Origin of the sequence: Pseudomonas sp. SJZ079 (assembly GCF_007993865.1) — a bacterium.
Lineage (GTDB): Bacteria > Pseudomonadota > Gammaproteobacteria > Pseudomonadales > Pseudomonadaceae > Aquipseudomonas.
In genome coordinates, this window is the sequence record NZ_VIUH01000025.1 from 19,690 (window position 1) to 43,699 (window position 24,010).

Annotated in this window: 21 protein-coding genes, 1 tRNA gene and 2 pseudogenes; 18 read left to right on the plus strand and 6 right to left on the minus strand. The window is 54.2% G+C overall.

Going from position 1 to position 24,010, the window contains the following annotated elements; genetic code table 11:
• Positions 1-109 precede the first annotated feature (109 nt).
• From FBY03_RS18795 to FBY03_RS18825, 7 genes and pseudogenes are all read left to right on the plus strand, one after another.
• Positions 110-904 carry a methyltransferase domain-containing protein gene (locus FBY03_RS18795; protein WP_147173882.1) on the plus strand — a complete coding sequence of 265 codons (795 nt, stop codon included), beginning with the start codon at positions 110-112 and terminating at the stop codon, positions 902-904.
• A gap of 129 nt (positions 905-1,033) precedes the next feature.
• Positions 1,034-1,342 (plus strand): panthothenate synthetase, encoded by a 309-nt coding sequence (locus tag FBY03_RS18800; protein ID WP_147173883.1) that lies wholly within the window; start codon positions 1,034-1,036, stop codon positions 1,340-1,342.
• An 11-nt stretch (positions 1,343-1,353) separates the two neighbouring features.
• A pseudogene (locus FBY03_RS18805) lies at positions 1,354-1,966 on the plus strand (tyrosine-type recombinase/integrase); the annotation flags it as partial.
• 56 nt (positions 1,967-2,022) lie between these two features.
• Entirely contained in the window at positions 2,023-2,301 is a 279-nt protein-coding gene (locus tag FBY03_RS18810; protein ID WP_147173884.1) for a type II toxin-antitoxin system RelE/ParE family toxin, read from the plus strand.
• Between the two features lie 12 nt (positions 2,302-2,313).
• Positions 2,314-2,619: a HigA family addiction module antitoxin gene (locus FBY03_RS18815; RefSeq protein WP_147173885.1), complete on the plus strand. Its 306-nt coding sequence runs from the start codon at positions 2,314-2,316 to the stop codon at positions 2,617-2,619.
• A 64-nt stretch (positions 2,620-2,683) separates the two neighbouring features.
• Complete coding sequence (locus FBY03_RS18820; protein ID WP_147173886.1) at positions 2,684-3,010, plus strand: excalibur calcium-binding domain-containing protein; 327 nt, start codon at positions 2,684-2,686, stop codon at positions 3,008-3,010.
• An 87-nt stretch (positions 3,011-3,097) separates the two neighbouring features.
• Positions 3,098-3,535, plus strand: a complete 438-nt coding sequence (locus FBY03_RS18825) for a hypothetical protein (RefSeq protein ID WP_147173887.1) — start codon at positions 3,098-3,100, stop codon at positions 3,533-3,535.
• A gap of 63 nt (positions 3,536-3,598) precedes the next feature.
• On the opposite strand, the gene FBY03_RS18830 is transcribed toward FBY03_RS18825, so the two are convergent.
• The 3 genes and pseudogenes from FBY03_RS18830 to FBY03_RS18840 all read right to left on the minus strand — a co-directional run bounded on the left by FBY03_RS18830 (position 3,599) and on the right by FBY03_RS18840 (position 6,385).
• A tRNA-Met gene (locus FBY03_RS18830) sits at positions 3,599-3,675 on the minus strand.
• Between the two features lie 295 nt (positions 3,676-3,970).
• Positions 3,971-4,825 (minus strand): hypothetical protein, encoded by an 855-nt coding sequence (locus FBY03_RS18835; RefSeq protein WP_147173888.1) that lies wholly within the window; start codon positions 4,823-4,825, stop codon positions 3,971-3,973.
• Positions 4,826-5,438: 613 nt separating this feature from the next.
• A pseudogene (locus FBY03_RS18840) lies at positions 5,439-6,385 on the minus strand (IS481 family transposase).
• Between the two features lie 200 nt (positions 6,386-6,585).
• On the opposite strand from FBY03_RS18840, the gene FBY03_RS18845 reads away from it, so the two are divergent.
• From FBY03_RS18845 to FBY03_RS18855, 3 genes are all read left to right on the plus strand, one after another.
• Entirely contained in the window at positions 6,586-6,819 is a 234-nt protein-coding gene (locus FBY03_RS18845) for an AlpA family transcriptional regulator (protein WP_147173889.1), read from the plus strand.
• Positions 6,820-7,155: 336 nt separating this feature from the next.
• The gene (locus FBY03_RS18850) at positions 7,156-8,145 is read left to right on the plus strand and encodes an inovirus-type Gp2 protein (RefSeq protein WP_147173890.1); all 990 of its coding nucleotides are present in this window, start codon (positions 7,156-7,158) and stop codon (positions 8,143-8,145) included.
• A gap of 79 nt (positions 8,146-8,224) precedes the next feature.
• Positions 8,225-8,500: an inovirus-type Gp2 protein gene (locus FBY03_RS18855; protein WP_147173891.1), complete on the plus strand. Its 276-nt coding sequence runs from the start codon at positions 8,225-8,227 to the stop codon at positions 8,498-8,500.
• 8 nt (positions 8,501-8,508) lie between these two features.
• Here the strand turns inward: FBY03_RS18855 and FBY03_RS18860 are convergent, their stop codons facing one another.
• The 3 genes from FBY03_RS18860 to FBY03_RS18865 all read right to left on the minus strand — a co-directional run bounded on the left by FBY03_RS18860 (position 8,509) and on the right by FBY03_RS18865 (position 10,671).
• Positions 8,509-9,315, minus strand: a complete 807-nt coding sequence (locus tag FBY03_RS18860) for a hypothetical protein (protein WP_147173892.1) — start codon at positions 9,313-9,315, stop codon at positions 8,509-8,511.
• A gap of 71 nt (positions 9,316-9,386) precedes the next feature.
• Entirely contained in the window at positions 9,387-9,551 is a 165-nt protein-coding gene (locus FBY03_RS23080) for a hypothetical protein (protein ID WP_178090705.1), read from the minus strand.
• A 55-nt stretch (positions 9,552-9,606) separates the two neighbouring features.
• Entirely contained in the window at positions 9,607-10,671 is a 1,065-nt protein-coding gene (locus FBY03_RS18865) for a YafY family protein (RefSeq protein WP_147173893.1), read from the minus strand.
• Positions 10,672-10,786: 115 nt separating this feature from the next.
• Here FBY03_RS18865 and FBY03_RS18870 point away from each other — a divergent pair, with 115 nt between their 5' ends.
• The 8 genes from FBY03_RS18870 to FBY03_RS18910 all read left to right on the plus strand — a co-directional run bounded on the left by FBY03_RS18870 (position 10,787) and on the right by FBY03_RS18910 (position 24,002).
• Positions 10,787-11,605: a tetratricopeptide repeat protein gene (locus FBY03_RS18870; RefSeq protein WP_147173894.1), complete on the plus strand. Its 819-nt coding sequence runs from the start codon at positions 10,787-10,789 to the stop codon at positions 11,603-11,605.
• A 93-nt stretch (positions 11,606-11,698) separates the two neighbouring features.
• Positions 11,699-12,580, plus strand: a complete 882-nt coding sequence (locus FBY03_RS18875; RefSeq protein WP_147173895.1) for a hypothetical protein — start codon at positions 11,699-11,701, stop codon at positions 12,578-12,580.
• A 308-nt stretch (positions 12,581-12,888) separates the two neighbouring features.
• Positions 12,889-13,164, plus strand: coding sequence for a hypothetical protein (locus FBY03_RS18885; RefSeq protein ID WP_147173896.1), 276 nt, complete (start codon positions 12,889-12,891; stop codon positions 13,162-13,164).
• Positions 13,165-13,245: 81 nt separating this feature from the next.
• Positions 13,246-15,384, plus strand: a complete 2,139-nt coding sequence (locus FBY03_RS18890) for an NERD domain-containing protein (protein WP_147173897.1) — start codon at positions 13,246-13,248, stop codon at positions 15,382-15,384.
• Between the two features lie 222 nt (positions 15,385-15,606).
• Positions 15,607-16,494, plus strand: coding sequence for a WYL domain-containing protein (locus FBY03_RS18895; protein WP_147173898.1), 888 nt, complete (start codon positions 15,607-15,609; stop codon positions 16,492-16,494).
• Positions 16,495-16,625: 131 nt separating this feature from the next.
• Positions 16,626-19,490: an SNF2-related protein gene (locus FBY03_RS18900; protein ID WP_147173899.1), complete on the plus strand. Its 2,865-nt coding sequence runs from the start codon at positions 16,626-16,628 to the stop codon at positions 19,488-19,490.
• Entirely contained in the window at positions 19,490-21,175 is a 1,686-nt protein-coding gene (locus tag FBY03_RS18905) for a site-specific DNA-methyltransferase (RefSeq protein WP_147173900.1), read from the plus strand. Before FBY03_RS18900 ends, FBY03_RS18905 begins: the two co-directional genes overlap by 1 nt.
• Before the next feature lies 1 nt (position 21,176).
• Positions 21,177-24,002 (plus strand): DEAD/DEAH box helicase, encoded by a 2,826-nt coding sequence (locus FBY03_RS18910; protein WP_147173901.1) that lies wholly within the window; start codon positions 21,177-21,179, stop codon positions 24,000-24,002.
• Positions 24,003-24,010: the final 8 nt, after the last annotated feature.

Below are 24,010 nucleotides of genomic sequence, written 5' to 3' on the forward strand. Positions count from 1 at the left end.
CTTCCGTCTAAGTAGACCAGCGTTTTGCCACTAATTAAACGGCGCTCAAACACACTATCTGCTGTCTACATAATGTTAGGCGGCTAGATCGTGTAAGGGGAGGCGCCAAATGAACATGCAGCAAGTTGCACACTCTCCTGCTGAAATTTATGACGAGCTCTTCGTCCCTGCTCTGTTTGAGCAGTGGGCGCATGTCGTCGCGGATGAAGCTGGCGTCTGGCTGAACCAGCGGGTGCTTGATGTTGCCTGCGGCACCGGGGTATTGGCCTGTACTTGTGCCGAGCGTGTGGGCGGCGGTGGAAGCGTCGTGGGCCTCGATCCCAACGACGAAATGCTCAACGTGGCCCGGCGTAAAAGCTCAAGTATCGAGTGGCTGAATGGCCGGGCGGAGTCGTTGCCCTTCCCAGACCAAAGCTTTGATGCAGTGGTCAGCCAATTCGGCTTTATGTTCTTTGAGGACAGACTCGCTGCGTTGCGCGAAATGATGCGTGTACTGCGGCCAAGCGGGCGACTGGTAGTGGCCGTATGCGATGCGCTGGACCATTCTCCCGGTTACGCAGTACTCGCAGAGTTGCTGCATCGACTGTTTGGCGAGCAGGTGGCGCAGGCGTTCCGCGCTCCCTTTGCGTGTGGCGACCCGCAACCGTTGTTCTCGCTGTGCACTGCGGCCGGCATTGTCAACGCGAAGATCATGCGGCACGACGGCAAGCTGCGCTTCGCCTCCATCAGTTCGCTCGTCTCCACCGAAAGAGCCTGCGTATGGACGCTAGGCGGCCTGCTGAACGATGCGCAGTTCGAACGACTGCTTGAGCAGGCAGAAGAGTCACTCCTGCCGTTCGTGACGGCCGATGGCAACGTTGTATTCGTGATGCCAGCTCTGATCCTCACCGCCATCAAACCCTGATGAACTGACTCCCAGTTCAGGCTTTTGTGGTCAAGGATGACAGGGCTGCAGTAATGCCAATGGAACCGAGCTCAGGGGTAGGCGTACGCGGCACCGCCTATAGCTGCCGCAACAGAAGGAGACCCTCGAATGAAAATGCTACTTACGGTCGAATTCCCCCATGAACCATTCAACGCCCTGGTCAGAAACGGACAGTGTGGCGAGGTCATCGGGCGCATCCTCGATACCATCAAACCTGAGGCCGCTTATTTCACGGAGCAAGACGGCACCCGTGCTGGGCTTTTCGTGATCGACGTAAAAGCCCCCTCGGACGTTCCGGGTTTTGCAGAGCCCTTCTTTCTCAACTTCGAAGCCAACTGCAAATTCCGCATTTTGATGACTCCGGAAGACTTGCGAAACGCGGGCCTGGAAGAACTCGGGAAGAAATGGCGTGATTAAGATTTGATCAATCCTCAGTGTTCTCCGAGCTGATCCGCTTGGGCGCATGGTCCGGTAAAAATCCGCTAGCGAACGTCCGGCAGATCAAGACGGACCAGACCGAACTGTCATTTTTGAGCCTGGAGCAGATAGGCCAATTGCTCGAGGAGTGCCGCAAGTCCACGAACAACCATACCTGTCCGGTTGCCGTGGTCTGCTTGGCCACGGGTGGTCGATGGGATGAAGCCCAAAGCCTGACGCGCGCGGCCATTTTTGGGGTAAGGCCCACTTTCACCGGACAAAGCACCGGCAGTCTCGTTCGGTGTCGATCCCCAAGGCGATCGAAGATGCCGTGTTAAAGGTGGCGGTGCCGGAAGCGGTCGGCTATTCATGTCCTGCCGGTCGGTATTTCGTAGCGCCTACGAACGCTGCGGGTTCCAGACGCCAGGGCAGCTCACTCATATTCTGCGGCATACCTTCGCCAGTCACTACATGATGGGTGGTGGGGACATCCTCAGCTTGCAGCGCATCCTCGGACATTCTTCGATCACCATGACCATGCGTTACGCGCACCTATCGGCGGATCATCTGGAGTCAGCGTTGCGGTTATCTCCGCTGGCACAGCGTGGCCATGCATTCGTTTGACTGCCCATTACTATGGTGTAGTATGGTTTATAACGCTTAACGTTAAGGATTAAAGCGTGATCCTGAATTTCAGATGTGCGGAAACGCAGGCTCTGTTTGAAACAGGCGATTCGCGACGATGGAGAAGCTTCCTGGGTGTCGCAACTAGAAAACTAGCCATGTTGCATGCTGCAGTTGAGCTTCGAGACTTGAGGTCCCCACCGGGTAACAGGCTTGAGGCATTACACGGTAACCGGGCTGGTCAGTACAGCATCAGGATAAACGGTCAGTTTCGTATCTGTTTTGAGTGGACAGATGCAGGGCCGACAAACGTTGAAATCGTCGATTACCACTGAGGAGGTCGCACCATGGCAATTAACGGAATGCGCCCCATCCATCCGGGCGAGATCCTACGCGAAGAGTTTCTGGAACCGTTGGCGATTACGCCCGCTGCGCTTGCTCGCGCTCTGCATGTGTCCGCCCCGACCGTAAATGACATTGTGCGGGAACGTCGCGGCATCACTGCTGATATGGCCATCCGCCTAGGTCGCTATTTTGATACGTCCGCTCAGTTCTGGATGAACCTTCAGACCGAGTACGCATTGGCCACTACCTTCGCTGCGAATGGCGAAGAGATCGAGCATGAGATTGAACCGCTAGCGGCTCACGGATGAAATTTGCTTAAGCGATTGGCGTAGAGCTGGCCTGCACCGAAATAGGAATCTTTGAGTCTACGGAATGAAAAAGCTGCTTTTGATTGTCGCGATTGGTTTTGCTGTGTGGCAGTACTACCCGAAGCTATCCAATAGCCCTGTCATATCGAACATCGGTAGCGATGGTAGCGTGTTGAGCAGCCCAGTGATTACGGATGCTTTCAGTAACGCTAGATCGCCATCGACTGCATTATCTGCCTCGACGGCATCTTCTTATAGTTGTGATGGTCGAACTCATTGTTCACAGATGCGTTCCTGTGAGGAGGCCACGTACTTCCTCAAGAACTGCCCTGGAACGCAGATGGATGGAGACTATGATGGTGTTCCGTGTGAGAGCCAGTGGTGCCAGTAGGTTAGAGCGTTGTGCTTTAGCCTATGATCCGTTCTCAAGCGGAATGAATACTTAGTCTCTCCCCCTTCCTCAGCTCAAAGGCTCGACATGGAAAGCAAGCTTCCGGTACCTACCGATAACATCTTCAAGTTTTATGCGTTGTTCTCGCTGCTGCTGTTCATTTTTTCTGTCGGCTCACTGCTCTACGTTCAGCAGTCCATCAACGACCTAGTCTTTGAAAACTTAGAAGAGGTGGAAGCACTCAGGCAGCAGGAGGGGCTTACTCCTCCACAAGAGCTTCGTAAGGCCCTTTTGGAGCGGAAGCTTGAAGTCGCCACGTCAAATAGAGGCTTTTTCAATAAAGCTTTGGGGGTCTTAATTGGGCTTGCGATTTGCGGGATGTTTTATGGCTTTCGAAAATGGCATACAGACGTGCAGCCAGTGGTGGACGAGACCTCGAGGATTCAGCTTCAGATAGCAAAGCTTCAGCTTGAAAAGCTTCAGGCAGATGTCGCGAAGATGTCGCAGGGAGTAGGCACGCCGTAGTCACTTGGTAGTCACTTCGGAAAACAAAAAAGGGCTTAGCTTTCGCTAAACCCTTGTTTTGTTTGGTGGCTACGCAGGGACTTGAACCCCGGACCCCAGCATTATGAATGCTATGCTCTAACCAGCTGAGCTACGTAGCCGAGTGGCGCGCATTATTCTCGTATGGGGCTTTGCTGTCAAGCCTGTTGGCGAAATTTTATGCGCGCGATCAAGCGCTTAGACGTTAAACGGTAAGTGTTGGCTGATAGGCCGCTTGTTATGGTGGCTTGCTCGAATTTCGACGATTTGCGTACCCGGCCTTGTACCCGGTTTTTTGATTTCTTGGGTGGCTGGGTGAGGTGCTCCTGCATTGCAATGTCGGATGCGGGTGGTGGAGTCCGTTAAGGCGGGGGGCTTGTCTTGGTTCGCTGAGGTGGTCACTACCTCTACATGCTTTTAGTCTTCGGCTAAGTACATGCCAGTGTCAGCTTCCATTCTTACCAGTTTCTCCACGATTTGAGCTCGCTTTATTTTGTGTTGCTTGACCAGCTCGTCGAGTTGGGCAATCACTGATTTCGATAGCATGACGTTGACCTGCTTCTTGTCAGAATTGCGCTCGTCGAACTGCTGGCGATTCCACTGCCTCTTGATCTCCTGGATCATGGCTTTCTGTTCGTACGGGCCAAGATTCGCCTCGTCGAAGTGCAGCAGAAGTTCTTTGTAATTGCTGAAGGGGGGGAGCCTTGTCGACAAGGTGCGTCGGTTTTTCTCCAGCCACTCTCTGGCGCATTTGCAGCGTTTGGCGCCTTCCTTTTTGTCTGCGAACCACTCGTAGTCACTGTCTCTTGCCTTGTGATTAAGCCAGGCGTCGCGCAAGTTTTCGACGGCCTCTTCCTTCTTTTCGATTTCGATATCCCAGAGATCAAGCATGGCGATCAGATGATCTCTTCTGCTGAGATGTACCAGTCGAGGCAGCCCGCTTGGGGGATTCAAATCGGTGATGTCCTCAATGCTGTGAAGTAGCCATTGATACTGGCGTTCATCCTCCTCAATCCACTTCAGGCATTCACCAGGGAGCAGGGCGCGGTCCCCCGTCGGATTAATGTCCTTGAGGAGGCGAGGGTTTCGGTTCAGAAAGCGAGCGATTTCATCCCTCATGGTGCTGCCATTGCAGGTGGCGGTATCAAAGTCGGCTTTTTTCTCTAGGTACAGCTTGAGCCACAGCCAGATGTCACGACGCCTGTCGTGGAATGGTTCATCAAGCAGGAAGCTCAGAGTGTCGCGCTCTTCACCATCAACTGTAATAGCCATGTGTAAGTCCTATTAAAAAATAATTTCTAATTATTAAATACTATCTGATGATTGCTATTATAGAAAATTATAGGTTGAATTTACTTGCGCTCTATTGCTTTTCTATTTTGGTTATACCAACAGTTTATAGATATTCTATGTGTATTCTATGAATCTGTAACCTTGCGTATACCAGATATTTTAAGGTGTTTAGCTAAATGTGAGTGCTTTTTTGCTGTACGCGATGCTTGCGCTATTAATTTCATATCGATCTGTGGGGAGCTGACCATGTGGGTAGTGATGCCGATTCTGTCGCGCTCCTGCCTCGGACGCGCAATGCATGCGTTGCTCGTGCTCCTTGGCAAAAGCAAGGCGCAGTGGGAGGTGGTATCGAGTTGAGGAAAAGTCGGCAGCACACTATCGAGGTCTATCGGCTGTGTTCACCGGATCAGCTAAATGCGGGGGGGGCAGTGCCCCTATCGCCACGAGCGACTGACCGAGGCACGCTCGTTTCGAGCCTTTGGGGTGTAGGACGATGGAGGTTGGTCGCATCCAGGTACGTGAAGCACTGATCAATGGATCGTGCGAGGTCGCAAGAATTTAGCTGCCGCGTCCTCGCTGGCCAGAGAACTGGCTAGGTGTGTAAACCCACTAGGTTGTTCACAGAAGCAAGCCGACTGATTGGAGGCCGGTAGTCGTGACTGGCATGTGGCCTATGCCAGTTGTACTGGTGTAGCCAGAGTGGCAAGTGCGCGGCGCGTTGCTCGGAGCTTTCATAGGCACGTGCATAGGCCCACTCGCGCAGGCTTGTCTGGATGAAACGCTCGGCCTTGCCGTTGGTGCGCGGGGTGTATGGCTTCGTGCGCAGATGGCAAAGCCCGAGCCGCCGGCACAGACGCCTGAATCTTCCCGACTTGCAGCATGCGCCGTTGTCGGTCATCACGCGCTCGATCCGTATGCCAAGGCTGGCGTAGTAACGCAGGGCTTGGATCAGAAAGGCACAGGCACTGCGGCCACGCTCATCCGCATATATGGCACTGAAGGCGATCCTCGATGCATCGTCGATCGCCACATGGACATACTCCCAGCCGATCCCGCGAGAGCTGACCTGCCTGTCGCCGGTCACTCGATGTCCCGGCTGCCGGAAACGACCGAGCTTCTTGATGTCCAGGTGCAACAATCCACCCGGCCGGGAGTATTCGTAGCGCACCACAGGCTTGGCGGGCTCTAGAGCTGACAGCCGATTCAGACCTGTTCGGCGCAACAGGCGGGCAACGGTGCTGTGGCCGATACCCAGCGCCAGACTGATCTACGGTAAGTTTGCCGCTGACGGCGGCGCTCGACGACCTGTTCAGCGAGCGTCGCAGGGAGGGCGTGCGGGCAGTGAGCGGGACGGGAGGAGCGATCCTGCAAACCGGCCCAGCCCTCTTCTCGATAGCGCTTGAGCCATTTGTACGCAGTTCGCGCACTGACCCCGGAAGCTTGTGCGGCTTCAATGGGACGCAGGCCATGCTCAGTGATGCGGCGTACCAGCAGCTCTCGACCATGGCGAGTCAATCGGGCATTTTGGTGCATGTTCATTCGGGGCTCTCGGAGGTTTGGTTTGGTTGGCGCCTCCAATTCTCCGGGTACGCTCCGAGTGAACAACCTACTGAGAGATCACAGCTAGGCGCCGATAGGCTTGGTCGCGAAGGGCGCAGCGGATCAAGTGATGCAGTGAGCGGAGCCGTATTTTTTCACACAGTCCCCCAATCCTCTGAACGAACAGGAGGACCACGTTCATGAGGATCATCCGTCTGAAAGAAGTCATCGAATCGACCGGCTTAGCACGGTCAACCATCTACAAGTACATCGGGGAAGGCACGTTTCCAGCGACAGTCTCGCTTGGAGATCGTTGCGTCGGCTGGGTCCACAGCGAGGTCTGTGATTGGATCTTGGCAAAGATCGAGGAGCGCGACCTGGCTGCGGATGCCTCAAGCCGGGCTGGTCGTCTGGAAATGGTCAGCAGCAATTAACCTGCTACGCCATGACTGGCTTTGGTCAGTCATGGCGTTTATGCCGGCGTGTGTACCAGGGATTCTCAGCTAACTCTCCCTGAATGCGTTTGTGAATTCACGCGCCTAGCAAGGCAATGTTGCTCCCCATTGACTTGCCAGGCAGGGATGGTCACTAGATCTCGGGTCGGGATCTAGTTATATAGCTAATAGCTATAGACTATCAAGTTATAACCAATCAATAGCCTGAGCATTGATAGCAACACAGCCACTACTAACCCGCCAATGGGATAGGTCATCGATTAAAAAATACACAACACACACCTGATATGAGAACAACCAATCAGGTACACAACGATGACCGAACGAAACAGCTACACCTACCGCTCACAGTCCGATATCGCTATCCGGATTGAGCGACTCATCAACGCCATTCAGCGTACAGATAGCCAAGCCTTCCGAATCACTTACTCGAAGCATGGAGATGAGCAGGTCAATGCAACCAGGCTGTCAAAATACTTCGATGGGGTCGAGCAGATGGTCGCCTTGTTCGAAAGTGACAAGGAGTATCAGTACAGCTGGCACTTGAGCCTTTTTCGGGAGGCCTGCCAGGCCATTGGGATTGAACGCAGCCCATGCGGCATTACCTGCTTGAACGAAGGTGAAGCGCGCTATCTGAGCACCAGCGAGACGTTGAACGAACTGACCAAGCACGTCCGAACGCTTCTCACCAAAAAGCGATACAAGCGCTGGGAACACGATCAGCGTTACCAAGCGATTAAGCAGGAGATCGAAGTCTGTCGCTACGTTGATGCCGTACATAGTCGTTACGCCCGTACCTGCGTGATCAGGGTTGATCTGTATTACCGTAAAGAGGCGCAAGCGAGGTTGCGTGTGGAACACGTTTTCGACGACCTGAGTCGGCTGATTGCTGAGCGTGAGCGTAACCTGCTTTTCGACCATGAGACCGGCTACATATGCAGCGTTGAGCAAGGGGAGGATCGGGGGTATCACATCCATGCTGCCTTCTTCTTCAGCGGTGCTCAGGTGAGTGCTGATATCTACAGGGCGCAGCGGATCGGTGAGCTGTGGGAGCGTATTACCCGTGGTCTGGGCCACTTCAACAACTGCAACCTCGAAAAAGAAAAATACCAAGACAGGTTGGGGATCGGCTTAATCCACAGAAAGGATCTGAATGCTCGGGGTAATGTGCATTACGTCATGCGTTACCTGGTCAAGAATGATCAACATCTGAGGCTCAAGCCGGTAGGCGCTCGCTGCTTGCGCAAGGGGCAGGCAAGAAAGGTTTCCGGGGCGACTAATCGGTCCACTCCCCGGCGAGCGTAACTCATCAGGTAGGTTGGGTTGGTAGCTCAAGCTCGCGCTGGTAATCCGATGGGTTACCAGCGTGCCGGGCGCAAGCGCTATGCCTGTGGCGTCCTGGCTGGCCGATGGTCGTCTACCAGCGGGTATCGATCTGCCTGAGTACGCCTACACCAACGAAGTCATCAGTCGGTTCATCGAGTCGTTTAAGGCCAAGATCGAGCACCACCGCATCAGGGCACGTAAGCGCTGTCCGTACGCACATGACTTCAGGGGCCGTTACGTCTGGGCCGGAGAGGTGGCTCAGCGACCGCATTATCACCTGCTGATCCTGCTCAACCGGGATGCCTTCTACAGTGTGGGACGGCTACGGTCGTGAGTGCTAACTCAACTGAGCTCCTTGCTGTCGAGGTCATCGCTCAGCAGGAGCCAGTACCGGCTCGTGTCGCATGCAGGTGCGTAGCGGAGTGCAACATAGATGTGGCCTTCCGTAGTTAGCCGACTGGTTAACTGGTCGCAGGCTGTGGCGTACTCGCCGAGGCTAAATGTGTCGCCATAGTCGATGAGCATGAAAGCGCTGCGAATTGGCTTCGGCGAGCCCTGTGTTGACGCACTGCCCGGATAGCCCAGGACCGCTACAGGTAGTCCCCCTTTACTGTGATTCGCCCAGCAACGCCTGCCGCCAGGAAACAAGCTGGCATAGGTCGCCCAATCCAGCTTTATGAGTTCGCGCTGATCCAAGGCGATAAGCAGATTTGCCAGAAAGCGTGTCGTGGACTCTCTGCCATCCGGCCAGAAGAAACATTTCGGGTTGGGGTCGCCGAGTGAGGGCCTGTTCCCACTAAAGTGGAGGCTCAGTAGGTCAGATCGAGATTGCCAGTGTGCCAATCGCTCGTGAGTGAGTTGATCAGCCTCCACAACATGCGTCTCGTGAAAGTGCATGCCCTCAGGTATGGCATCTTCCCAGCCAAAAGCGTGCAGGGTGAGGCTTTGCAAGCAATAAGGGGTTGTTGCCACAACTGATTCGCAGTCGGCGAGTATTCGTTGCAGCCAAGCATGGGCGTGAGCTTCGGTCGGAGCCACCAGGCCGATACTGGTGCATGCCATCTGTTCGTAGAGAAACCCCGGATGTGGGGGCACGTTCAGTCTTGAAGGCTGGGTGAACAGCTCGCCGCTCTCGATCAGCGGGTACAAGTAGTCGTTTGGCCTTGTTCTGTGCCGGCGCCGTGAATTCGCAGGTTGGGTTGCCACGCGTCGCTCCTCCTTCAGCGAACCTGGGTCGGAGCGTTAATGCATTTGTAGCCAGGGTACTGGGCCTCGGCAGTGGCTTTGGCCATGGCCGACGTCACGGCCTGAACGGTGATGGTGAAGTTAGCCTGAGGGCCGGCGTTGGGCTCAACGCGCTGCAGAAATGCTGAATAAGTTTTCATGATGTCTGGACTCCTGCTTGATTGAGAGTCCAGGCTAGGTTCCGGTCACGACAGCCTATGTCGCTGACCCCCTTTGGTCCGCATAAAGTCCCGCCATCGCATGCGCCGCGGTAGCGATTGCTTGTCGCAGGGAGGGCGGCTCTAGTATTTCAAGCGTTGCGCCATGGCTTAGAACCCACCACTTCAGTCCTTGGGTGTACTCGGTTTCGCACTCAAGCATCCACCAGCCGTCGTGTTGTGGGGTAAGGCGCTGGCTTCTGGACAATGGTGTTTCGCTCTCGTCCAGCCGGTCGCGCAAGGTTGGGCTGATGCGCATCTTCAGATGGATAGGTTGGTCCTCGACGAGGATGCGCTGGACATGCTGGCGCAGGTCGAAGTTACTCGGCTCTCTCACCAGCCGAGCCTCGAGGGGCTTGATCGCGCGGAAGCGGTGAAGCGGTAGTGTCCGCACTTCAGGCACATCGGCTTCCAGGCAAACCACGTAGATGCTGGAGTCCTGGTAGGACAGCCCCAGCGGACTGATAACTTTGGTTTTTTCCGCTTGGCTGCGTCGCGAGTAGTAGCGGATTTCCAGTTGATAGCCTTCGATCAGGGCCTGTTGGACTTCATGCAGGAAGCCTTCGTTGATAGGTGCCGGTAGCAGCTGCACGTGTTGTGTGCCAGTGACCACCTTGTTGAGCCAGCGCCCTTCCAAAGGATGCAGTTTGTTCAGCAGGTGCTTTGACTGCTGGTAATGCTCTTGCAAATCCTTCAGCGCAGCCTCATGGATCAAGTGGCTGGCATGCTCCATCAGCATGACCATGCCGAGGGCGACCTTGGCCGACTTGAGTTGCCCATCCCGCGGTGAGACGGCGGAGGGCGCTTGCTCGATGCGCTGCCATTGCTTGGATCCGTCAGCGGCTGGCCCAAGATCCTCGATTTTGCCACTTTCGCAGAATGCCTTGAGATCGCGCTCGATGGTGCGCTCGCAGAACGAGCTTCCTGGAAGCATGTCTAGCGCTTTCAGGTAGACATCGCTCTTGGTAATAGTGCCCTTGCCGGCATAAGGAATGAGTTCCAGAACCAGGTTGCGGCGCTCCAGGGTCGTCATCGCCCTAGGCTGGTCGTCGATGTGGCGCATCAGAGTAGGTCCTTAGCGACAATTATTGTCGGCACTCCGTGGAAGCATTGGTTAAGTTCAGACGCGCCAGCGTCCATTCAAACCTAACCAATTTGAAAGACTAGGGGGATAAAGGATGTCCGAATCACTCAGCGTGATCAATCTGCTGGAATCCCTGTTGCCGCGAGTCGAGGCGCTTGCCCTAGAACCGATGGACGAGTTCCGATGCCTGTATGCAGGCATTGGAATGCCCTCACTACGCGCTGCCGAGATTCAGCCGCAAGGCTCCTTGCCGTATGGCGAAATGTTTCGCCAGATCAGTGACCTTTCGCCATTGCGGCGGGTAGTTGAGCCGGATGAGTTTCGCCTGTGTTACTTAGCGCTGCGCGAGAGGGCACTAGCCGATGATTGCGATGCGCTCAACGATTTGGGGTGGCTTTGGCTCAATGGACGTATGCTGCCCGCGGATCATGCTAGGGCGCGCCGTTTGTTCAAGCTGGCGGCAACCGCCGGATCAGGTGACGCGCTATTTAACTTGGCCGAACAGTACTACTACGGGAAAGGTGTCGCCGTTGACTTGGCACTTGCCGCAGAGTATTACCAGCAAGCTTACGAGCAGGGCATCATTCCTGCTGCCGGATTGCTAGGTCCACTGTATCAGGAGCTGTCGGAACATGAGTCCGTCGCCCCTCAACTGATTGCTGAATGGTTCCGCAAAGGCGCTGAGGATGGCGATCTTGACGCTGGCTACGAACTGGGCTGCTATCTGCTCCGAGACGACCTCCCGATTCACGATGAGCCGACTGCGCTGTATTGGCTGCAGCATGTGGCTTTGCGGGGGTATCGTTTGGCCGCGGAGCGGCTAGCGGAGTACTTCCAGACCAATATGAGCTATGGCGAGCGCTCGACGCGGTTAGGTGATTTCTGGCTGGGCGAAGCAGCTAAAGGGAGGTAGAGGGGCAGAGCCGCTCGGAAGGTTGTGCGTGCTTGAGGTGTCGTTGGCTGTCGTTTGGGCTGTGTACACACCGAATCTAGATAAGGGGGAGACATGGAAAAAGCGGAATTTCTCCGTAAGTCGGAAGGCTTTTTACGGTGGATGGGGCAGTTGATTAGCTCTGAGGTGAAAGTTGGTTTTAAGCACAGCGAGGGAGTAGATCGGACCCTTGGTGAGGCCTTTTCACGTTACAGGTGGCCAAACAAACGAGTCGATATCGAGACGCCTAGGGGGAATTTAAGTCTGAAAGCTCATTCGGATTTCGCAGCCAACGCTGGTCTGCTCGATTTCCTTTCGCAAGGTATGCAAGAGTGCTTGGCGCAAGATTTGCCTGACAGCGAAGAGCTTGCAGACTGGGCGCGGGCAATCATGAAATGGGGTGGGGTCTACACACGTATAGGCAGGAATCGTGACAAGGGAAATGCTGCTTGGTTGGACTCTAACCGAGCTGAGTTCCTCGCATATTTGAGTCCAGTGTTACAGGCTTTATCCGAAGAGAATGGTAAGGCCCACTACGCAGTCGAAAACCTGCGTTCCAATGCTGGCATGACGAAAATTTACTCGTTAATCCTTCCCAAATTCGTAATTTACGACAGCAGAGTGGCGGCCGCATTGGCGTGGTTGGTGCGGGAGTGGTCGATACGGGAGGGGCAGACGGTCGCACCGCACCTTCAATTCTTGTGCATGCGGGCTAACACAAGCAGAGCAGGCGGCAAGCAGCGATCACCCGATGAAAAAGTCTTTCGCTATTTTGTGGCTTCTGGTGACTTAAGAAACCACCAAAAGCATGCGACCTGGAACCTGCGAGCGAACTGGTTAATTGACGCTGCGATCGAAAAGGCGCGCGAAACAGCTTCCTTGCCCGAGCAGTGGACTTCTCGTCATGTGGAGGCTGCGCTGTTTATGATGGGTGATGATCTAGCGCATGCGCTCTGAAACTCACTGCAGGTCGTATTCTCCAGAATGTTCGGGCCGACTCCAGTGCGTTGGCGTGCGGTTCTATCGTTAGGTCTACTGATAAAGCCATTGCTTCAGGTCATCCAGATTCGCCACCACGATCTGTTGTGCGGTGGCCTTGGTGTGCACCTTGTTCGGGTCGATCTCAACCCATCCAGCTCAACGAAGCGTTCGACTGAGTCTGCTGTGACCAGTATGGGGGCCAGTTCGACTCGTTCTTCCAGCATTCGGCCGCTTGCTGTACGGGCTCTGGCTATGTCGAGGAAGGCTGGGAGTGTGAGCTGCTTGTGCTGCACGATCAGTGCAACTGCAGCGCGTCTTACACCCTCGCGAAAGCCTGTAGTGCAGTCATTCGATTGAGCGTGGCGAAAATGCGGGGTGACTTTTTCGCCATTGTTGGCGGCATTCAGTGGCTGCCGGCAGCCTGGGCAAATGCAGCTGCAGCGAAGACCGTTCTCGACTTCAAAGGCGCGGAGCAGGATTCCATCTCGCTCACCAAAAGGAATTTTGTTTTCGTGCATCATCCATGCTCCACGCTTTTGCATCGCTTAGCCGGATCATAGCCGGTGAGCTCGCGTGCAAGAAGATCGGGCTACTTCAATCCCGTATGATCATGGCTCTATTCGGATGAAGGATTATCAGTTGTGCAGAGTCAGGATCTGCGGTGCCAGGAGTATTACCAGACTCGCTTTAATGGTTATCTGAATCGGTTCGCCCCAGGCAGAGCACTCGACGAGTGTCTTCATGATTTTCTGGATCAGCGTCCGCAAGGCAAGTACACCGCACGTAATCGAGCGGCCGGATTGGTTGCTGCTGGTTTCTGGCTGGAGCCCGCCAATCTTGAGGGGGCTCAGCTTGCGAGCCTTGTGTTGGCGCGCGCTCTGCATTTCGATGATGTGATCAGCACGCAGTTACTGGATCATTTGGCAGTTCATCACCCTGGTGTATTGCGCTGGGCTATTCGCTACTCGAAGCTTTTTACTCGCAGCGGATCATCACTCTGGAAACATCTTCGGGAGACGCTAAGCTGCGACGCGTGGCAAGAGTTCTTTGGCGTCTGTGATCGCCTTCTGCAGCAACTCGAACCTTTTGATGAAGCAATCGCTCAGGCTGAAAATCAGCTCAAGTCGCTCTCCCTGCTTGAGCTGCTTTCCTATCTCAGTGTATTGGCCTATGGCCGTCTGGGCGAGGTGGATGATGATCCTGCTGGCAAGGATTGGCGCGTCTACGAGCGGATAGTTCTGCGCAAGCTTAAAGTCTGCACCGAATCTGATTTTCGATTATCCGAGGAAGTACTCGGTCGCTCGCTGAAGCGGCACCTGTCGCCAATGCTCTTCCCTCAGCCAGGCGAGGGGGCTGAATGTGCCGCTCATTTGGAAACTGTGGCTGTATTGGCCGCTGCGATGCGTGAGCGCATCGACTACGAAGGTTCCATCGACTGGTTCTGCTACGACAATGAGTGTGATTACCAGCTCAGGCCTGGGCAGTCAGTCATCTTCAATAAGACCGATGAGGGCACGCAGCGTTGGCAGCGCACCGAGCGCAAAAGCCAGTTGTTCTGGTGTTACTGGATGCGCCGTGCAGTTGAGGTGTTTGCTGCATCAGGTATGGCGGGGAAGATCATCGGCAGCGCTGAAAACCATGAGGCCAATCAGCTCGCTTATATAAAGGCCGTTCGTAGCCAGCTCTACTTACAGGTTGTCTTCGGGCTAGGTGAGCGTGTCAGGCTCAACGATGGCGCTGAAGTTTCGCTGCATCACGCCATGCTCGCCAGCGAGTTGACCATGGCGTTTTTCGAGCAGGCATACCTGCAGCCTTATCATCGCTACCGAGATGACTTAGGGGATCCCATCGCGGCGCTTGGACGTTTGGCCTTTGAGGGGTTGTTGCAGGGAGAGAATCGCTTTCCCATGACCTGGTCGGAGCTGCCAGATAAAGTTCGGCGGATCCGTGCATGGACGGTCAGTGATGAGCATCCTGCAGGTGATGCTGATGCAGCCAAGGCAATTTTGCAGTTTTGGACCAGTGATCTGCAGGCGCTGTCTGCGCAGCTCAAGCAGACGCCAAACATGCCAACGCCAAGACTGTACGAACGGCCATTTTACAAGATCGGCCGCTACAGCTTTCAGTTTCCCTGGGTTGCCGGCCGGCAGAACAGTTTGACGGCTGCGGTGAATAACCTGCGTCGTGTCGAGCAGCGTCGGCCTGAGTTACGCGGCGAAACCGAGCGTGTGGAGCACGAGCTCGCCGAGGCGCTCAGGCAGAGGGGGTTCCATGTGGTTGTTGGCTATCAGCCGCCCAGCACTGAAGAGCCTGATGCCGGTGAGATAGATCTGCTGGCATACCTAGACGGTGTGATGCTCTTGCTAGAGGTCAAGTCCGGATTTATCCGCTCAACACCGCACGAAGTCTGGCTGCACCGGACGAATACCCTGCGAAAGGCTGCCAGGCAATTGGAGCGTAAACAGCCGGCTGTAATCAAGGCCTTGAAAGCTGACTCAGATTTACGTGCCCGACTTGGGCTCAGCGAGCACGAATCGATTTCAGCTCTGCATGCTTGGGTTGTCGACACGTCGATTGAGCTTGATGGTGAGGTTGTTGATGGCTTTCGTGTCGTGTCGCGCGAAGTCATTGAAGTGGCCTTGCGCGATGAGCAGCATTACCTGAGGGCGTTTGATCAGGAAGAAGAGGAAGAGCCTGCATCGCTTTATCCTGGAGGGTTAAGCGCACGGGCGTTTGTCCAGGTCATTGAGCACAACGAGATTTGGCGAGGCCTGCTTTGATGACCTCTATTTAGCAGAGGTCCAGGGCGCGCCAGAGTTCTAGGGGCAGTGGCTGGGCGATACCGAATCGTCACGATCAGGGCACGGCTTACATTCCCTTTGTCACGAAAGATTAAGTAATCAAAATGATTACCATAATGCTTGTAAAATGCAAATATAGACGTACGCCTAAGGCGTGCAATAAGATCCGCCTAACGCTCAGATCAAGTGCCCCTAACTCATATGACGCCCATAACCCCTCTTGCAGAGCTCGCTCAGCCACAGCGCGATCGCCTGGCTTTTATAGAGCTGCGTGTGCGTTTCGTCGGAGAGATTCGACGGCAAGATCTAGTGGATCGATTTGCCATCCAGTCAGCTGCAGCGACCCGGGATTTTGCGCTTTACAGAGAGCTAGCCCCCGGCAATATCGACTATGACCCCAAGGCCAAGACCTACGTCTTGGGCGCTGATTTCCATGCGCTGTTTAATTACCCAGCAGAAAGAGTCATGTCGTGGCTGACTCAGGCATTTGGCGATGGCGAACCGCTGCGCCTCAAAACCTGGGTGCTCAGTGAGATTCCTTCCCGGCTGACGAATCCTGATTTGGATGTGCTGGCGAATGTCACTCGCGCTATTCATCAGGGTTGCCCCCTGGCTATCGAATACCACTCTATTTCCAGTGGTAAGTCCAAACGCGAGGTCGTGCCTTTCGCCTTGATCGATACAGGGCTGCGTTGGCACGTGCGAGCTTTTGATCGTAAAACCCAAGAATTTCGCGACTTCGTAATCACGCGAATCAAACGCCCGCATTTGATTAAAGGTGAATTGCCTGCCTCCCATGAGCTGAGCAGTCAGGACATCCAATGGACGCGCATCGTCGAGCTGGAGATAGTGCCTCATCCGGATCAACCGTATCCGGACATCACTGAGATGGATTACGGCATGAGCGGTGGGGCATTGCGTTTACGCCTGCGCGGTGCCACCGCTGGTTATGTACTGCGCAAATGGAGCGTCGACTGCTCTCCTGATCATCGGCTGCGTGATCCGGAATACCGCCTCTGGCTGAAAGACCCACTGCTGCTCTACGGAGTGGACACGGCGGTGCTGGCTCCGGGTTACCGAACAGGGTGAGCAAGTAATTACACGCAAACAGTGATTAATCACCCTTGGCTCCGTTGCCTCAAGTGGCCGGTGTAAGGTCGTTAGGTTCTCTTAGCCTGCCATTGCAGGAAGGCCTCAAGTAAAAAGGATTTGTTTTCCCAATGATCTACAGCCCTTACCAAGCCAAGTATTTTGCTCATTTCTTAACGCGTGAAGGCATCGGTGCTGACGAGTCTTTGACCCAGTCCTTGTCTTCGGCGCGTGTGGATCTGAACCCGCACCAGGTCGATGCGGCTATGTTTGCCTTGCGTTCGCCCTTATCCAAAGGCGTGCTGCTGGCAGATGAGGTAGGGCTTGGCAAAACCATCGAGGCGGCGTTGGTGCTCAGTCAGCGTTGGTGGGAGCAGCGCCGAGACCTTCTGTTGATCGTGCCGGCCTCTCTTCGCAAGCAATGGGCCACGGAGCTGCGTGAAAAGTTCTCATTGCCCTCGGTCATCCTGGATGCCAAGCGTCTTAAAGATTTGGCGGCCAGCGGGCAACCCAATCCGATTGGGCGTAAGGAAGGCATCATCATCGTTTCTTATGAATATGCCGCTCGTATTGCTCATCAGCTGCAAAAGGTTGCTTGGAATTTGGTCGTGTTTGATGAGGCGCATAAGCTGCGTAACGTTTTTAAGGCTGCTAACAACTCCCGAGCAGCCGTCCTGCGCGATGCCTTGCAGGGTTGTCAGAAGCTTTTGCTGACGGCAACGCCATTGCAGAACAACCTGATGGAGCTGTACGGCCTCGTCACGATCATTGATGAGGCTTACTTCGGTTCGGAGCAGGCCTTTAAGGCCGAGTTCGGCGGTAAGGGTAACCTTGCTGCTATGACCTTACTGCAGCATCGTTTGGAGCCCATCTGCAAACGCACTTTGCGTCGTCAGGTCCAAAAGGCCGGATTGATCAACTACACCAACCGATTGCCGAAAACCTTTGACTTTACCCCCAGCAAACTTGAGCTGGATCTGTACGAGTCAGTGTCGGCGTACCTGCAAAATCCTGGCACCATTGCCCTCGGGAAAAATGGCCGTCACCTGGTTACCTTGTCCTTGCGCAAGATTCTGGGTTCGTCCTCATTCGCCATTGCCAAAACCTTGGACAAGATGGTCAGCCGCCTGCAAGCCAAGCTAGTGGTTGATGACGACACCCTGGATGATCTCGATGGCTTTGCTGAAGACGCTGAGGATTGGCGCGATGCTGGATCTATCGCCGCAACCGAAGCGGATGCTGTCGAAGACCATACGGATGATGATCTTGATGAGATTGATCCGAAAAAGCTGCAGGCCGAGATCGCCGAACTGACGCATTACCGGGATATCGCCACCTCAATTAACGATAACGCCAAAGGGCGAGCGCTTTTGGAGTGCTTGCCCATCGTTATGGCCGAGATGGAAACCAAAGGCGGTCAGCGCAAGGCCGTGGTATTTACCGAGTCCGTGCGTACCCAAGCCTACTTGCGTGATCTGCTGGAGCAAAACGGCTTTGCCGGTCAAACCGTAGTTCTCAACGGCTCAAACACTGATAAAGACAGCGCAGCCCTCTACAAAGCCTGGCTTGCGAAAAATAAAGGCACTGAGGTCGTCTCCGGCTCTAAATCTGCCGATATGAAAGCGGCCATTGTCGATGCTTTCAAACATGATCGCTCCATCCTCATTTCCACGGAATCCGGTGCCGAGGGCATCAACCTGCAGTTCTGCTCGCTGCTAATCAACTATGACCTGCCCTGGAATCCCCAGCGGGTTGAGCAGCGCATTGGCCGCTGCCACCGCTACGGGCAAAAGATCGACGTCACCGTCATCAACTTCCTCAATCGCAAGAACCAGGCCGAGGAGCGCATTCACCAGCTCTTAGAGCAGAAGTTCAAGCTTTTCGAGGGTGTGTTTGGCTCATCAGATGAAGTGCTGGGTGCCATTGAGTCTGGTGTGGATATCGAACGGCGCATTCTGGAGATCGTCCAGACCTGCCGTTCGAACGACGAAATTAATGAGGCCTTCGATAGGCTGCAGGAAGAGTTCAGTGTCGAGATTGATGCGGCCAAACAGGCTGCACGCAACCAAATTTTGGCTGAGATGGACGAAAAGGTGATTGAGCGGCTGATGAGCCGTAAGGAAGGCGTTCATGCCGCCCTCGGCGACTTCCGTAGGGCACTGCTGACCCTTGCCCGCGCTGAATTGCCCGAGGCCCGTTTTCACGCTGATCATGCCGAGCGCTTTGATTATCAAGGCAACACCTGGTCTACCGAATGGCCTGAGGCCGAGGATAACGGCTGGCGCTTCTTTCGCTTGGGCGATGGAGGATTGGCCGACCAACTGGTGGCGCAGGCTAAAGCGCGATCAACTCCCATGGCGGCGCTTGAGTTTGACTACAGCGCCTACGCTGGCAATCTGGGCGATGTGGCCAGCGTGCGTGGCCAATCAGGCTGGATGCGCCTCTCGCGACTCACATTACAAACCCCCGCTCGTACCTGGGATGAGCTGATCTGCGCAGCGTTCAACGATGACGGCAGCATGCTTGATCCGAGTACCGCCGAACGCTTGCTGCACATTCCAGCCCGAGAGCTTGGCGCACCGATGGGGCAGTCCCCTGAGGCTGAATTGGTGGGAGTTACTGAGGCGCGGCAAACGGCCCTAGTCGGGCATGCACAAGAGCGTTTGGGTGAATTCCTCAACGAAGAAGAAGACCGCCTGGATGCGTGGCGTAATGACGCCCGTGTGGCCTATGACCAGCAAATCAAAGAGCTAACCAAGCAGGCCAATGAAAAGAACAAATTGGCACGTGCAACCACTAATCTGGCCGCCAAGCTTGAGCTACAGCACGAAGCAAAAGCCTTAAAACGCCAAGTGGATGAGCTACAGCATCAGCTCTATACCCGCCTACGTGAGATCGATAGTGAGCGCGAAGCCATGTTAGATGCCATTGCCGAACAACTTAATTTGACGCCACAGGTGGACCACCTGTTTACGATTCGATGGAGCCTGATCTAATGGCCGGTAAAACCAAACTTGAACTGACCTGGATTGGTAAAGACGAGCGCCCGCGCCTTGAGCCGCGCATCCTGATTGAGGAGTCCGAGTTTTCCTATCACGCCGAAACGCGGCGTGAGGGGGATCATTTCGACAATATGCTGATCCATGGGGATAACCTTCTGGCGCTAAAGGCGCTGGAGACGGATCCCAATGTGCGTGGCAAGGTGAAATGTATCTTTATCGATCCGCCCTATAACACCGGCTCGGCGTTTGAGCATTATGACGATGGTGTCGAGCATTCACTCTGGCTAAGCATGATGCGGGATCGCTTAGTTATTCTCAAAGAGCTGCTTCGCGATGACGGCTCAATCTGGATCGCAATTGACGAGAACGAAGGGCATTACTTAAAAGTTCTTTGTGATGAAATATTTGGTCGCCAGGCATTTGTGGCGTCAATAATTTGGGAAAATTTCTATGGCCGCAGCAATGCCGCCGCAATTTCTCCTGCACACAATTACATTCTCATCTATTCACCACTCGGAAATAAATTTAAGTATCACAGAAATTTGTTGCCTCGTGACGATAAGGCAGCAAGTAAGTACAAAAACCCAGATAACGATTCACGTGGGCCATGGCGTTTAGGGCCGATTTTCGCGTCAGGTGAACGACATGCAGGGCTTATGTATACTGTCGAAACGCCTTCGGGGCGGGAGATACGTCCTCCGAAAGGTAGCCACTGGCGTATGACTGAACCAGATTTTTGGGCAATGGTGGGTGAAGGAAGAATTGTTTTCGGAGAAAGTGGAGACAATGCCCCTGCTATTAAGTTGTTTCTACAAGATGTTCAGGACGGAGTAGTTCCTCGATCAATTTGGCCGCATAGCGAAGTCGGACACTCTCAAGAGGCTAAGCGTGAAATCCACGCATTGTTTCCTGACACATTGCCTTTTGACACGCCAAAACCAGAACGATTGCTGAAACATGTCATTCAAATCGCTTCCAATCCTGGCGATCTCATCCTCGACTCCTTCGCAGGTTCGGGTACAACCGGTGCTGTAGCCCACAAAATGGGCCGCCGCTGGATTATGGTCGAGCTGGGCGAGCATGCAAAAACTCATATTGTGCCGCGTATGCAACAGGTCATCGACGGCTCTGATAAAGGCGGTGTGACTGAGTCTGCGAATTGGCAGGGTGGGGGTGGCTACCGCTTCTTCAAACTCGCACCTTCGCTGTTGCAAAAAGACAAATGGGGCAATTTGGTCATCAACAAAGATTACCAACCGGAGATGCTGGCCGAGGCCATCTGCAAGCATTTCAATTACACCTACGCACCATCCGCCGAACACTACTGGATGCACGGTAAGGCCACTGAAAACGCTTTTATCTACGTGACCACCAACAGCTTAACCTTTGACCAACTCAAGGCCTTGTCAGATGAGGTGGGGGAAGAGCGCAGTCTGCTGGTTTGCTGTATGGCCTATGAGGCCGCTGGCGATAACTTAACGAACCTAACTATCAAGAAAATCCCCCGTGTGGTATTGGATCGTTGCGAGTGGGGTAAAGACGATTACTCCTTAAAAATTGCGGCGTTACCCCTGCAAGACGTAGAGCCCGAAGAAGCAGACGCCACACCGAGCAAATCAAAAAAAACTAAAGCATCGGTAGCGCAGGCCAGCCTATTCGATGGCTCTGAGGAAAACTGAGATGATTGAGCTAAACAAGGATCGTGTAGTTGCCGAAATTAGTCAGCGCCTCTCGTTACGCAAGCCTCAGGCAGAGGCGCTGCGGCGTCTCGACACCATCGTAGGGCTGATCGATCCGAAAAAGGACACTGATGTAGAGGTCGCTCGTGAGCAGGTGCGCCAGGCATTCAGTGAGGTTACTGACGCGGACTTTGCAGATTTCGAACGCGACTTCCCGTCGGTTTGCTTTTCCGTGGCTACCGGGGTCGGCAAGACTCGCTTAATGGGTGCGTTCATCAGCTATCTGCACATGATCGGCAAAAGCCGAAACTTCTTCATTCTGGCGCCGAACCTGACGATTTATGAGAAGTTGCTGTTCGATTTTGATCCGCGCAGCCCTAAATATGTGTTCCAGGGGATACAGGCTTTCGCTCATAACGCGCCTTTGATTGTTAACGCTGAAAACTATGAAGAAGGCCGTGGTGTGCGCGGCGCGGATCTATTTGGCCGCGAAAGTGTGATCATCAATATCTTCAACATTTCGAAGATCAATTCCGAGGTGCGAGGTGGGGCCGCCCCTCGTATCAAACGCCTGCAGGAGTACATTGGCGACAGCTATTTCTCGTACCTGTCTGAGCTTGATGACCTGGTACTGCTCATGGATGAAGCGCACCGTTATCGCGGTAGTGCCGGATTCAAAGCCATTGCCGAGTTGCAGCCGATTATGGGTCTTGAGGTGACGGCGACGCCGAAAACCACTGGCAGTAAGCCCCAAGCGTTTAAGAATGTGGTGTACCGCTACGAGCTGCCGGATGCGATGGAAGATGGCTACGTCAAAGAGCCTGCTATCGGCACCAGGGCGAACTTTAATCCCAAATCGGTGGATGCCGAAACGCTTGAGCACATCATGCTCGAGGACGGAATTAACTACCACGAGCACGTCAAGGTTGCCCTCGAAATCTACGCTAAAAACCACGACAAACCGATTGTGCGGCCCTTTATGTTGGTGGTGACCAAAGACACCGTCCATGCCTCTGAGGTCAGGCAGTTCGTCGAGTCCGATGACTTTTTTGCTGGCCGCTACCGGGGCCGGGTGATTGAAATTCACTCAAAGACCTCGGGCGAAGAGACCGATGAGAATGCCCAGCGCTTGCTTAACATCGAAAAAAGCGGCGATACGGACATCGTCATCCACGTCAACAAATTGAAGGAAGGTTGGGACGTAACCAACCTCTTCACCATCGTGCCGTTGCGGGCTTCAGCTTCAGATATTCTGACCGAACAGACCTTGGGGCGTGGTTTGCGTCTGCCTTACGGCAAGCGCACTGGCGTGGCGGAGGTCGATCAGTTGACGGTGATCTCTCACGATCGCTTCGACGCACTCATTGAGTTGGCCAAAACCGAAAACGGTGTCACCAAGAAACTGAAGCAGGTGTTTATCGGTGACGGCGGTGATGTGCCCTCAATCAAGCCGCAGATGGTGACAGCACAAAATACTCTGCAGCATTTGGTTCAGAGTTTGGCTAAACCATCTTCAGAGCCGAGCCCGCAGCATAAGTATGAGGGCGGCGCACCTGGCGTCCCATTGCAGGCCAAGGAGGCCCGAGCCAGCTTTACGTTGGACAATGCGCAAGAGGTAGAGCTGGCCGAGGCGGCGATACAAGTTGTCGTGCAGCAAGCAGCCAAAAAAGTGGGCGGCCTGACGGACCTGAAAAAGCCAGAAGTGCAAGATTTTGTCTTAAAGGCAGTGCAGGCCGTTCAAGCGCCGCAGCAAGCGCTATTCCCTGTTTCTACTGAAAAGGCGCAGGAAATTGTTAAGGCCATCTGCGAGCAGTTCGTCGAGAAGATTATTCCGATACCCGCGCTGACCATTACGCCTACCGAAGAGGTGTCCTTTGGCTTCAAGTCCTTCACGCTGGACCTAAAGCACTGGAATTATCAGCCCCTGGCGCAGGAACTGTTGATTCAGGTTTTACGAACGGAGAAAAGGCAGAGCATCATCGGCGATGCCAATGCGGAGCAGCAGGTAAGACCTGAGGACTTCATCGTCTCAAAGCTGATCGACCTTCCTGAGATCGATTACGAAGCCCATGCAGAAGTGCTGTATGACCTGGCGGGGCAGGTTGTGAAGCATTTTGCCGCGAAATATGAAAAGCCCGAAGAACTGCGCAGTGTTTTGCAGGGGCACTCCAAGCAGATGGCGGCCGCCATTTTTGTCGAGATGAAGAAAAACATGTGGCGTGGGCAGACAAAATACCGGGTAACGGTTGATGCTGCCTTCCAGGATTTGCGCCCGCAAAATTTTGAGGATGTGGGTACTAAGTACGCTTCTGACTTCCGTAAGGCGCCTGAGAAGCTGAATGAAATAAAAAAATACATATTCAGCGGTTTCAAAAAATCTTGCTATCACTTGGCTAAGTTTGACTCGGACTCAGAGCGGCTGATGAGTGAGCTGCTTGAAAGAGACGCGAGCGTTAAGCTGTGGATGAAACCAGGGCCCAATCAATTCAAGCTGTACAGCTCGGATGGCCTTCCTTATCAGCCGGACTTTGTTGCCGAAAGCAATGATCGTCTTTTGATCATTGAGACAAAACGTGCCGATCAGATGAAGGAAGCATCGGTGCTGCAAAAAGCAGAGCTCGCTGCGCTGTGGGCGCACATTGCCACTGTCTGCCACAGTCAGAAGGTTGGGGGTAAGCCTTGGACCTATCTGCTGGTGCCGCATACGGCGGTCGCGCCAAACACTACCTTGTCGGGGCTGATAGCGAGCTTTACCTGTCAGGCTGATTCTGAGCTTTTGACCCGCTATGAGTTATCTGGCGAGCTGGATGTTGCTTTGCAGGCATAGGGGAAACC

Bases quoted from the DNA above. Each gene is read 5' to 3' on its own strand.
- FBY03_RS18855 (WP_147173891.1), top strand. From the start codon at position 8,225: ATGCCTGTGGCGTCCTGGCTGGCCGATGGTCGTCTACCAGCGGGTATC.
- FBY03_RS18815 (WP_147173885.1), top strand. From the start codon at position 2,314: ATGGCAATTAACGGAATGCGCCCCATCCATCCGGGCGAGATCCTACGC.
- FBY03_RS18870 (WP_147173894.1), top strand. From the start codon at position 10,787: ATGTCCGAATCACTCAGCGTGATCAATCTGCTGGAATCCCTGTTGCCG.
- FBY03_RS18895 (WP_147173898.1), top strand. From the start codon at position 15,607: ATGACGCCCATAACCCCTCTTGCAGAGCTCGCTCAGCCACAGCGCGAT.
- FBY03_RS18800 (WP_147173883.1), top strand. From the start codon at position 1,034: ATGAAAATGCTACTTACGGTCGAATTCCCCCATGAACCATTCAACGCC.
- FBY03_RS18905 (WP_147173900.1), top strand. From the start codon at position 19,490: ATGGCCGGTAAAACCAAACTTGAACTGACCTGGATTGGTAAAGACGAG.
- FBY03_RS23080 (WP_178090705.1), bottom strand. From the start codon at position 9,551: ATGAAAACTTATTCAGCATTTCTGCAGCGCGTTGAGCCCAACGCCGGC.
- FBY03_RS18820 (WP_147173886.1), top strand. From the start codon at position 2,684: ATGAAAAAGCTGCTTTTGATTGTCGCGATTGGTTTTGCTGTGTGGCAG.
- FBY03_RS18865 (WP_147173893.1), bottom strand. From the start codon at position 10,671: ATGCGCCACATCGACGACCAGCCTAGGGCGATGACGACCCTGGAGCGC.
- FBY03_RS18910 (WP_147173901.1), top strand. From the start codon at position 21,177: ATGATTGAGCTAAACAAGGATCGTGTAGTTGCCGAAATTAGTCAGCGC.
- FBY03_RS18875 (WP_147173895.1), top strand. From the start codon at position 11,699: ATGGAAAAAGCGGAATTTCTCCGTAAGTCGGAAGGCTTTTTACGGTGG.
- FBY03_RS18845 (WP_147173889.1), top strand. From the start codon at position 6,586: ATGAGGATCATCCGTCTGAAAGAAGTCATCGAATCGACCGGCTTAGCA.
- FBY03_RS18850 (WP_147173890.1), top strand. From the start codon at position 7,156: ATGACCGAACGAAACAGCTACACCTACCGCTCACAGTCCGATATCGCT.
- FBY03_RS18825 (WP_147173887.1), top strand. From the start codon at position 3,098: ATGGAAAGCAAGCTTCCGGTACCTACCGATAACATCTTCAAGTTTTAT.
- FBY03_RS18835 (WP_147173888.1), bottom strand. From the start codon at position 4,825: ATGGCTATTACAGTTGATGGTGAAGAGCGCGACACTCTGAGCTTCCTG.
- FBY03_RS18900 (WP_147173899.1), top strand. From the start codon at position 16,626: ATGATCTACAGCCCTTACCAAGCCAAGTATTTTGCTCATTTCTTAACG.
- FBY03_RS18795 (WP_147173882.1), top strand. From the start codon at position 110: ATGAACATGCAGCAAGTTGCACACTCTCCTGCTGAAATTTATGACGAG.